General features: G+C 54.0%; 14 protein-coding genes and 1 pseudogene. 1 reads left to right on the forward strand and 14 read right to left on the reverse strand.

Translation table 11 applies throughout. The features are described 5' to 3' along the window. Positions 1-54: 54 nt before the first annotated feature. The 14 genes from JOD69_RS14655 to JOD69_RS14720 form a co-directional block, all read right to left on the reverse strand. Positions 55-498: a DUF2269 family protein gene (locus JOD69_RS14655; RefSeq protein WP_086134357.1), complete on the reverse strand. Its 444-nt coding sequence runs from the start codon at positions 496-498 to the stop codon at positions 55-57. 45 nt (positions 499-543) lie between these two features. Next, entirely contained in the window at positions 544-981 is a 438-nt protein-coding gene (locus JOD69_RS14660; RefSeq protein ID WP_086134317.1) for a hypothetical protein, read from the reverse strand. Next, positions 978-1457 carry a GNAT family N-acetyltransferase gene (locus JOD69_RS14665; protein WP_077728917.1) on the reverse strand — a complete coding sequence of 160 codons (480 nt, stop codon included), beginning with the start codon at positions 1455-1457 and terminating at the stop codon, positions 978-980. Before JOD69_RS14665 ends, JOD69_RS14660 begins: the two co-directional genes overlap by 4 nt. A 60-nt stretch (positions 1458-1517) precedes the next feature. Further along, the gene (locus JOD69_RS14670) at positions 1518-2108 is read right to left on the reverse strand and encodes a hypothetical protein (protein WP_077728755.1); all 591 of its coding nucleotides are present in this window, start codon (positions 2106-2108) and stop codon (positions 1518-1520) included. 522 nt (positions 2109-2630) lie between these two features. Beyond that, positions 2631-3056, reverse strand: coding sequence for a YiiD C-terminal domain-containing protein (locus tag JOD69_RS14675; RefSeq protein WP_168183829.1), 426 nt, complete (start codon positions 3054-3056; stop codon positions 2631-2633). Between the two features lie 153 nt (positions 3057-3209). Further along, positions 3210-3794 carry a nuclear transport factor 2 family protein gene (locus JOD69_RS14680; RefSeq protein ID WP_086134319.1) on the reverse strand — a complete coding sequence of 195 codons (585 nt, stop codon included), beginning with the start codon at positions 3792-3794 and terminating at the stop codon, positions 3210-3212. Between the two features lie 114 nt (positions 3795-3908). Further along, positions 3909-4328 carry a PaaI family thioesterase gene (locus tag JOD69_RS14685; RefSeq protein WP_086134320.1) on the reverse strand — a complete coding sequence of 140 codons (420 nt, stop codon included), beginning with the start codon at positions 4326-4328 and terminating at the stop codon, positions 3909-3911. A 185-nt stretch (positions 4329-4513) separates the two neighbouring features. Beyond that, on the reverse strand, positions 4514-4978 hold the full coding sequence (locus JOD69_RS14690; protein ID WP_077728759.1) for a nuclear transport factor 2 family protein: 465 nt from the start codon (positions 4976-4978) through the stop codon (positions 4514-4516). A gap of 48 nt (positions 4979-5026) precedes the next feature. Continuing rightward, on the reverse strand, positions 5027-5398 hold the full coding sequence (locus JOD69_RS14695) for a MarR family transcriptional regulator (protein WP_168175345.1): 372 nt from the start codon (positions 5396-5398) through the stop codon (positions 5027-5029). Between the two features lie 179 nt (positions 5399-5577). Further along, positions 5578-6195 carry a dihydrofolate reductase family protein gene (locus JOD69_RS14700; RefSeq protein WP_086134321.1) on the reverse strand — a complete coding sequence of 206 codons (618 nt, stop codon included), beginning with the start codon at positions 6193-6195 and terminating at the stop codon, positions 5578-5580. Positions 6196-6417: 222 nt separating this feature from the next. Then, on the reverse strand, positions 6418-6873 hold the full coding sequence (locus JOD69_RS14705; protein WP_077728918.1) for a cupin domain-containing protein: 456 nt from the start codon (positions 6871-6873) through the stop codon (positions 6418-6420). Positions 6874-6927: 54 nt separating this feature from the next. Then, positions 6928-7404, reverse strand: a complete 477-nt coding sequence (locus JOD69_RS14710; protein ID WP_077728762.1) for a VOC family protein — start codon at positions 7402-7404, stop codon at positions 6928-6930. Positions 7405-7472: 68 nt separating this feature from the next. Next, on the reverse strand, positions 7473-8033 hold the full coding sequence (locus JOD69_RS14715; protein ID WP_077728763.1) for a hypothetical protein: 561 nt from the start codon (positions 8031-8033) through the stop codon (positions 7473-7475). 102 nt (positions 8034-8135) lie between these two features. Then, positions 8136-8456, reverse strand: coding sequence for a hypothetical protein (locus JOD69_RS14720; RefSeq protein WP_077728764.1), 321 nt, complete (start codon positions 8454-8456; stop codon positions 8136-8138). Between the two features lie 397 nt (positions 8457-8853). On the opposite strand from JOD69_RS14720, the pseudogene JOD69_RS14725 reads away from it, so the two are divergent. Next, positions 8854-9120: pseudogene (locus JOD69_RS14725) on the forward strand (tyrosine-type recombinase/integrase); the annotation flags it as partial. Positions 9121-9229: the final 109 nt, after the last annotated feature.

Genomic DNA, 9229 nt, shown 5'->3' on the forward strand with positions numbered 1-9229 from the left:
AAGAACTTGCGCAAATGGAACACCGCGGAATTCGCGTCCGTGCTGACGGGTTTGTTAGGACTCCCGTTTCGCTTCCCCCCATGGGTACAGCTTCGGGATATACAGTGTCAGCGCCGTTGCGATGACAACAGCAACGACGGTGCCGACAATAAACAGCGTCCAGCTCATTGGCCGGATAGCGCCAAGCGCGACTATCAAGAATAGGATGGGCAGATCAAGAAAATGTGTGAAAGTGGGAATCCCTTCGCCCCGGGCCTTCTCGAGCTCCGGCGTAATCGCGCCCGCCTGCAGGGCCTCTCTGGTGATGCGCCGCAGGCGCATGAGGTAAAAGCGGGTGACCGTATTGCCCTCGACAAACTCGAAGGCGAAGAGCACAACCATTCCGAGCAACCAGGGAACTTGCACGAAATTCCAACCGCCATAGAACTCGATCATCATCCAGGTTCCAGAAGCCAGCAGAAGAAGGGCTCCCGGTACAACCAGTCCATCGTAGAACACTATGGCCAACGCCTGTGCTCAGCCGCTGGCAAACCGCACATCGGTTTACCAGTTGGTTGGAGCGGATTTTTGGGTGCGATGGACCTCAATGAACCACTTCGGCTTGATTCGCCAAAAGTCCGTGCGGACATGGCTTGCAAGCGCCTTCTTGGAGTCCAGCACAACGGGACCACGAGGCCCGCGCCAGAAAACAGCCCAATGCCAGAAAGGCCGACCCTGCTCCAAGTGCCACCTGGTGGAGAGAAGGGCAAGTGTAGGTAAAGACTCCCAAGACTGAAACAGCGACTCATCGGGCGAAGCATCAAGCCCGAACTGCCTTAGAAGCGTGCGAACATGATGCGTTTCTGACCAGAGGCGCCGATCCTCCGCGAAAATGCCGAGACTATTCGCCACAGCTTTCGCCTGTTTGTAAGTGACTCCAACGAGTGCAGCGACGCTCGCGATGCCGCATCCCGTTATCTCCTCCTGAATGACCGGTTTCATAGCAAAACCTTCAGTTTGCGCCCGCCGGTTATAGAAAAGCCCTCGCGTTCATAGAACGCCAGAGTTCTATCAAATTGTGGCAGGGGAGGGGTTGTTACCTCCAATCGAGTCCAGCCACGTGACGAGCCGAACCCCTTGGCCTGAGATACAAGGCGAAGACCCAATTCATCCGAGCGGTACTCCGGCCGAACGTAAAGTTCGGGAATGGTGCCAAATGCTCCCTCCGCGTAGAGGGCGTAGCTTTCATAAAGGGAAATGAACCCTGCTGGCCTTCCATTTTCGTTGCGAGCGACAAAGACGAAATATTTCTCTTGATTAATGAAGTCCGTCAGCCTAGATGCTGTTTCGGCAAAGTTGAAGTTGAACGCCTGAATTCCGATGGCGTTCGTGATTTCAGCCAGCAATTCGCCAACCATTTCGGCGATTTCCACTGCATCCTTGGCAGTGGCTCTTTGGATGGTGATCTCTGTGCTCATTTCATGACACCCAACGTTCGCCATAACCGGCGTGGTTAGGCGGTTTATCGTTTTGTGCTTTCATGTTGCTAATGCTCGTCTTCGAACTGTGACCATTGCCATTAATGACATACATGCCGCAGCTATAGCTGCGGGAAACAGAACCGTCGTGACCGAGTAACTTTCAAGGGCCAAAATTACGAGGACATTACGGGCCGCGAACAAGGCGAAAAATAGCAATGACTCTGAATGCGGGGAACTATATGCCTTCCTCACCGTTGGTCCAAACCCCAGAATATCTACAGTGGTAAGAATGACGACAGCCCACAGTGGGTCTGATGTAAAGTACCAAAGCGGTAACGAAGACAGCGCCGAAACGAAAAACATCCAATCGGTTCTTGTGATCGTAATGTCCGTGCGCTTCACGTAAGCCAAAACCGCGACAAAAATGGTGATGCTTCCCGAAACCCCGATGGGCCAAGCACCAATTCCGCCTTTTCCTTCAAGTTGGGCAAGAAAAACAACGAAGGTTGTCGCGCCCCAAATGACCCAGGAAAAAACATGGGGTCGGGTTGCGCCGCTAACGATTGCGCGGATATAGGGAACAAAGGCCGCAAAAGTGAGAGCAATTGCAACGGCGCTCAAAATTTCTTTATACGGTTGGGTCCCCATGCTTTTATTCGCCTAACGATGCTGTGGAAAAAACCAGTTTTCGAACATTTTTGCGTCTGTAACTCGTTGATTGGTTGTGGACTGGGTTTTCGAGTAGGGCGTTTTTCTACATTCTCAACGTGAAGCTTGAGGTGCGTGGAAACAGGCGGCAAAGCCGGCTGTCGGAGTGCCTCGCTCGAAGTGAAAGTTAGGGTTATAACTGGCCACAGACTGGACCGTATTCATCCTCATCCTCCATTATGCAGCCAAGCCAAAGACGAAGCGCCTCTGCACGTCTTCCGGTCTGATTCTTCTTACACCAGTTGACTGCGCGGTTTGTCCATTCTGTAGGAGCCATTGTAAGCGCCCCTGTATTTCTCAACTCAGTTGGGTGTATTTGAGCCAAGCCCGCTGTACGGCCACTATTGCCAGCGCAAAAACGACATGTGCCAATCTCGGTGACATACCTGCCCCCAGTGACCAAGCTCAGCCGCGGCCTTACCGGAGCGAAGCGGAATCAAGGCCGTCGACCGAAGCGACTCGTTATGTCTTCCCCTGCGGGAGGCCTTGCACGAACCAATCAAACATTCCGACCGATGTGACGACACCATCAGAGTCTCTGACCTCTACATCGACGGTGATGGACGACCGCCGTTTCTTTTCAAACTGCTCTTTGAATTTTGAAACGGCCTCTTCGGATACGGCTGGGAACGCGAAAATAGCACTGCTTGCCGGCTTTTTGAATTTGACATGGGATTCTCGCAGGACCGGCACAACCTTCCCCGCAAGCTCGGGAAACAGTCGTTGCAGTGCTTCGCCACTGGCTGTCTCGGCAAGCGCGAACTGTGCGCTCGCATGTATCGTGTTCAAGTGGTTTTGCGTTGACGTGCTGAAGGGCAGTGTAAGCGTTCCTTCTTCCGTTCGGCATATACCGACCTTCTCTACAAAGGGAATAGCAGTAACATCCATGCGTCTTTCCTTTTTAGACATAAGGTTAAGGCGAGGGGCGCGCCCCTCTTGTCGGAGGGGGGCAATCGACGACGCTCGTGAGGTCCGGAGACTTTGTCCCGACCGCAGGCGAGCGGCCTTACCACGGCGTTCTTCCATCTCGGATTCCCGAATTCACCGCACGGCGTTCTGGTAAGCCGCGAGCATGTTTGGGTCCTCGATTGAGCCGTGATGGTGAAACTGCAGCCACCGTCCTTTCACTCTGCGGAAAATCCGTGTCGTACGGATCGCCAAGTCCAGCCTCGTACCATCAACCTCGATCCAGCCTCGCTCTCGGCCCACTACGTAGAACAGATCGCCTGCCTCGTGCAGCGTATAGTCGTAGAACTCGAAATGGTACTGCGAGCGGAACCTGAAGAGACGCTCGTAAACCGAGCGAATCTCCGGCCAGCCCCGTTTGACGCCGCCCAGGGGGTTGTCCATGGCCGCTTCCGCAGACTGGTCCCAGTTTTGGGCCATCAAGTTCAAGTCGCGGTTGTTGATGGCTCGATAGAACTGGGCGAGAACTTGGCGAGGCTGGCTTAAATCACCTAAATCCTCCTGACCGGTAACCGGCGCCTGGGTGGGCTCAATGCGGCCCAAGGGGGCATCTGCCTGTCGTGTCCTTGCCGCCGAGGCATTCGGCGGCAAGGACTTCGCCGATGCCACGGCAGCTATCGAACCTAATGCCGCGAGAACGATCACAAACGTGCGAATCATTCAATGTGTCTCCTAAATTTCACGAGGGACTCCTCCGTTGCTTTTGTCGCCGGCTGAGGTTTGACATGAGAGGCGACCGGGCCGCAGACCGGGGGAGGTCCATTGATGGAAGGCTCAGGTGCCCGGTTTGTCATAGAGAACCATTTGCGTGCAGCGGAAAAGTGCAATGGTCTTGCCTGTCTCTCGGTGAATGACGATTGCATCCCAGAGCTGGGTTGTCTTGCCGAGGTGAACCGCCTTCGCGATACATTCGATCATGCCTTCGCGGGCGGTTCCGACATGATTGGACTTGAGTTCGATCGTCGTGAACCCTATGGCTCCTTCAGGGAGATTGGCGACGCAACCATAGCCTGCCGAGGTATCGGCGAGCGCGACGAAGCTTCCTGCATGAAGAAAACCATTCGGTGCCATGAGCGACGCCTTTACCTGGAGTTCAGACCGTACTTCCGCTGGTCCCACATGAGTGACGACGATGCCAAGATAGCCTGGCAAGTTTTGCGCGCCGAGCTTGTTGAAGTGATCCGGGGTAAGCATTGGGCACCTAAGGATGGTGTAGAAGAAACCAGTTTTCGAGCATTTTTGCGTCTGTAACTTGTTGATTGTCTGTGGGCTGAGTTTTCGAGTAGGGCGTTTTTCTGCATTCTCCAGGTTTGGATTCACCGGCACTGCGCGGTGTTATCGCGCAGCATCCGGCGGAATCATGGGTTGGGCTTCTTGTTCTATTTTCCTAGAACGGCCGACTGGTACTCGGCCAATAATGCAGGATCGTCGATAGATCCATGGTGGTGTATCTGGTGCCATTTTCCGCAATCCATTCGGTAAAACCGACTGGTACGGATGGCAAGGTCAACTTGCTTCCCATTAGCGCGGAAATATCCTCTTTCTCGACCGACAGCGCAGAACATGATTCCGGCGTGGTGAATCGTATAGTCGTAGAACTCGACATACACCTCGGCAGGGCCTGCGAAAATTCTTGAATATGCTTCTTCTATCGCTTCCCACCCTCTACGCACTCCGCCAAGGGGATTGGACATTGATGCCTCGTCGGAATTTGCCCAGTTGGCGCTCATGAGTTCCAAGTCTCGGGTATTAAACGCACGGTAAAACTCCTCAAGAGCATTAAGTGGCTTGCCATCGTTTTCCGTAGATTCGAATCCGGTAATCGGATTAGTTGTAAGGTTCATCCCGTATCTCCATTAATGGTTGTATGAGCAACTTTATGGGCAAAAAAATCACGACAACAATCGAGCGGTTTTGCGAAGTTGTGCCACGAGGGCTTTCATTTCAGCTTCGCCCAAATTACCGCACATCCTCCTATATAAAGCATCGCATGTTGCCTCCAGCGCTTCCTTCATGCTCTTGGCCTTGTCGGTAGGAAACACTCGCTGTTCGCGATTGTCTTCAGCCCCAAGTTTTGATCTTTGGACCAACCCCTTTTCCTGTAACGAATCAACAAAACGGGTGATAGTAGATTTCTCGAGCTTTAGCTCACTAGCGATCGCCTTATGGGATATTCCAGGTGACGCCAGCACGAGTCTGAGCAAATAGGCATGCGCAGGCGACAAGCCAAGTTCCTTGAAAGCCTCGTCCCAAATGCGATTCACTGCTCTTGCTAGAGCATTGACATTGAAATACAGACATCTCTCAAACACTGTCGTAGTGTAGAGTATTGTGGTTGTATGTACAACCTTGCGCCCTGCGCATGGCGCCGCGGTTCAGGCGCGTCCGAGCGCCCTGCACATAGCGTTGCCTGGAACCGCTTGTTAGGCGTCACTGGCTTTTCCTACTCAACTTCTTCGAACGCCCCTGTGCGCACCTCGCCGCTGCGCACGTAGCGGGTGATCAGCACACCGCCAGGAGTGCTGGTCGAGTGCGCCAGGGTGAAGGCCGACACCTGTGCATCATCGTCGAACAAGCGCTTGCCGCGCCCAAGTACGACGGGATAAAACAGAAGCCGAAGCTCGTCCACCAACCCGGCTGCAAGCAGTTGGCGCACCATATCGCCGCTTCCCCACGTCAATAGGTTCACGCCATCCTGGTGTTTAAGCGCGCGAATCGCGTCGACAAGATCGTCCTCCAGCGCATGACTGTACTGCCAGTCAAGCGTATCGGGTCGGTGCGTGACCACGTGCTTAGGCACGCTGTTGAACAGGTCAGCGATGGCGTGGCCGGCCCGTACACGCGGCCAATACGCCGCCCATATGTCGTAGGTACGACGCCCCAGCAACAGCTCGAACGGCTGCGCGAACAGGTCCTGCACAGCTTGGCCGGTGGCCTCGTCGGCGTAGGGCACTATCCAGCCACCGAGACTGAATCCCCCGCTGGGATCTTCTTCAGGCCCACCGGGGGCTTGAATAATGCCATCCAGACTGATGTGTTCGGCAACGATCAGCTTGCGCATACTCTTCTCCAAGTTCGACCTCATGAAAGTTCTCGTACAGGGAATGCCAATCACTGCGACCAATCAGCTTCATTCCCTAACGGATAGTCGAACGAGACTCTGCGAAATCGACGGTGCGATGCTTGGATGACGGCTAACGATGCGCGTGCAGCCGCGTGCGTCTTCGCGCGTCGGCTGCACGCGCTTGTTAGCCTCGCGACGAGGACATATCGTTCCCGCCGGCTAACCATATGGCGTGCCGTCCTTGCGAACGAACCGTCCATCAGAGTTCGCGCTCTTCATGTCGATGTCAGAGCACGTCGTCAGATCTTCTGGATGCCGCGAACCCACTTCCAGATAGATCGCGACTGCTGATGATTCATTCATCAAGTGATGACCATTACGTGTGCCTTTTGGAAACGCAGCGCATTCGCCGGCCCGCAGCAGAGTTCTTCCTTGATCTTCAACAAGCGTGACTTCGCCTTCGAGTACATAGACGAACTCGTCTTCGTGACTGTGCCAATGCCGTTGGCTCGACCATGCGCCGGGAGGCAGCGTCATCAGGTTGACCCCGAAGTCCTCAAGGCCACCTGCGTCACCCAGCCTTCGCCGAGTACGCGTAGTGCATGGCACATCGAATGGGCTGGGATACCCAGAACCTTTTCTCATGGGCACCGCCGCGATGTCGATCTTCGGCATGGGCATGACCTCCTTTGCGGCTAACGTTGGCGTTAGACGCCAATGCTTCAGTTCTCAACGCTTACGGCTCACGGGATTCGCTCGGGAAGTCTGCTGCCCGAGCTGTTGGGCGAGCCCGATGAGAATTCCTTCGGGACCCCGGATGTAGCAGAGCCGATACATGTCTTCATACTGGACCACTTCGCCGACGAGCTTCGCGCCGCGTTTGCCGAGACGGGCGAGCGTATCGTCGATGTCCTCCACGGTAAACATGATGCGTAGGTAGCCGAGAGCGTTCACTGGGGCGCTGCGGTGATCGGCGACCACAGGCGGCGCGAGGAATCGAGACATCTCGAGCCGGCTGTGACCGTCCGGCGTACGCATCATGGCAATCTCGACGCGCATGTCGCGCAATCCAGTGACGCCATCTGCCCAGTCTCCTTCGACTGGGGCGCGCCCCTCGAGCTCGAGACCAAGTTCGGTGAAGAACTCAATGGCGGCATCAATGTCTTCCACCACGATGCCGACGTTGTCCATACGCTTTACCGTCATGATGTCTCCTTGGCGTCTAACGCTAAAGTTCAGCCGCGCCGCTTTTGGGCGTCGGCTGGGACGCCTTGTTAAGTGTCCTTTTCATCAATACAACCTTGATTGATGGTTTTACGCCCATGCTCTTCAACCATATCCCTAACCAAATAAGTTGCTGTGATATTGGGCCATTTATCTACAGCTAAAGCCGTAGAAAGACCACAATACACAATAAAGATAGCTTTCTTTAAATCATCGTCTCCCGGAATTTGGCCAAATTCACTTACCCTAGAACGTACACAATTGATAAAGTCCCTTATCTTTATTTGCAATTTTTCGGCTTCGAGATTGTGAGCTATCTGGTTTCGCGCTCTTTCGAGTTGCATAAGGGACGGCCAAACCCAATCATATTCTTTTGTATTTTCGTTCTTCATAGCCCTAACTAGGGCTACCAAAGGTTCCCATCGTATAAAAAAGGAGTCTATATACTCCGGGTGATTTACATTTTGTTTTATAAATTTATAAAGCAATGACTCAGCCAACTGGTGCCCTCGAAGAATAATAATGTCTACATCTTCCCTCTTCTCAGGGAAGTATGTTTGAAACATCTTTAAAGATTCATTCAAATCTTTTAGATAATTTTCTTCAGTCATCCATTGTGATTCCGCAAGACACTTAACGATTTTCTTCAGCCGCGCCCGCGCTGAGGCACAGACGAGCCATGCAGTGTCGCGGGCGTCGGCTGCAAGAAATGGTTAGAGGCGTTCCTGTCTGAGAACGCGCAACACTTCTCCATCAGCGTTTTCTGCCTTCGCGATGTAGTCTTTTCGGAGCCAATCAGCCATCAATGGGTCGGGGTCAAGGAAACTCAATCTGGCTAGCTTGAGAAGAACATCTTTGCTTGGTCCCCGCCGCAGCCAAAAGTGGAAGGCACCGTTTCGGTAGTGCTGCGAGGCCCGTTCACTGCCCGGCTCATATTCTGCGATCTGTCCATTCAATAGTTCGTCCGGGAGCATGCCCCATTCGACCCACTCGCGAGGGTACTGCATCAGGTTAATGAACTCGTTCTTGGTCATGCGTTTTCTTGCCGGCCTCTAACGTGGAGGTGAGGGGCGCGGAGCGAGCGGCCGCGCCGCTTGCGGAGCGTCCCTCTCGACCGCAGGGTTAGAGAGCAACGTCTTCACGCGGGGAAACCCGAAAAATATAGTGTCACACCCGTCAACAATGCAGCAAAAGCCGCGACGGCGACCAACTCGCGGTTGTGTGGGTGTGATTGGGCCGGTGGATAGCGACCCAACGTAAGCACGCGAAGAATAATCCAGCCGGGCCAATAGAAAATACCAACGAACAAAACATCGATTACAAACTGCGCGATGGCGCGGACAACAACTTCAGCGATTGCATCGAGTGCTACAGAGTCAGCTCCCTAACTTTGTATTAGAGCCTACCCCATCTGTCTCGACGCAAAATCAAGCCTTGGCGCGAAAATATCCTCAAAGCCCGAAAGAGTGGGGCTGGCAGTATGTGTTTCCCTCCGGGAGCTATTCGATCGATCCGCGCAGCGGCCGCGAGCGGCGGCATCATGTGGATGAAAAGCTATTGTAGCGGGCCATGAAAAAAGCCGTTCAGGCTGCCGGAATAGCCAAGCCGGCGACGCCGCACACGTTGCGGCATAGTTTTGCCACTTATCTGATCGAAGGGGGCTACGATATCAGAACCGTCCAGGAACTGCTCGGCCATAGAGCGTTTTCCGGATCGGTGTAAGGGATTCGGATATGTAGGTCGGCAATCCCTTGCCGACGTATCGGCTCGGCGAAGGGCTTTGTCGGCAAGGGATTGCCGACCTACG

This window comes from Methylocaldum sp. RMAD-M (assembly GCF_017832375.1).
Taxonomy (GTDB): Bacteria; Pseudomonadota; Gammaproteobacteria; order Methylococcales; family Methylococcaceae; genus Methylocaldum.

What these genes read in the sequence shown, in the direction of transcription:
- JOD69_RS14675 (WP_168183829.1), bottom strand. Translation starts at nt 3,056, where the DNA reads ATGGATGTTACTGCTATTCCCTTTGTAGAGAAGGTCGGTATATGCCGA.
- JOD69_RS14710 (WP_077728762.1), bottom strand. Translation starts at nt 7,404, where the DNA reads ATGACGGTAAAGCGTATGGACAACGTCGGCATCGTGGTGGAAGACATT.
- JOD69_RS14720 (WP_077728764.1), bottom strand. Translation starts at nt 8,456, where the DNA reads ATGACCAAGAACGAGTTCATTAACCTGATGCAGTACCCTCGCGAGTGG.
- JOD69_RS14700 (WP_086134321.1), bottom strand. Translation starts at nt 6,195, where the DNA reads ATGCGCAAGCTGATCGTTGCCGAACACATCAGTCTGGATGGCATTATT.
- JOD69_RS14665 (WP_077728917.1), bottom strand. Translation starts at nt 1,457, where the DNA reads ATGAGCACAGAGATCACCATCCAAAGAGCCACTGCCAAGGATGCAGTG.
- JOD69_RS14685 (WP_086134320.1), bottom strand. Translation starts at nt 4,328, where the DNA reads ATGCTTACCCCGGATCACTTCAACAAGCTCGGCGCGCAAAACTTGCCA.
- JOD69_RS14680 (WP_086134319.1), bottom strand. Translation starts at nt 3,794, where the DNA reads ATGATTCGCACGTTTGTGATCGTTCTCGCGGCATTAGGTTCGATAGCT.
- JOD69_RS14705 (WP_077728918.1), bottom strand. Translation starts at nt 6,873, where the DNA reads ATGCCGAAGATCGACATCGCGGCGGTGCCCATGAGAAAAGGTTCTGGG.
- JOD69_RS14715 (WP_077728763.1), bottom strand. Translation starts at nt 8,033, where the DNA reads ATGACTGAAGAAAATTATCTAAAAGATTTGAATGAATCTTTAAAGATG.
- JOD69_RS14670 (WP_077728755.1), bottom strand. Translation starts at nt 2,108, where the DNA reads ATGGGGACCCAACCGTATAAAGAAATTTTGAGCGCCGTTGCAATTGCT.
- JOD69_RS14690 (WP_077728759.1), bottom strand. Translation starts at nt 4,978, where the DNA reads ATGAACCTTACAACTAATCCGATTACCGGATTCGAATCTACGGAAAAC.
- JOD69_RS14660 (WP_086134317.1), bottom strand. Translation starts at nt 981, where the DNA reads ATGAAACCGGTCATTCAGGAGGAGATAACGGGATGCGGCATCGCGAGC.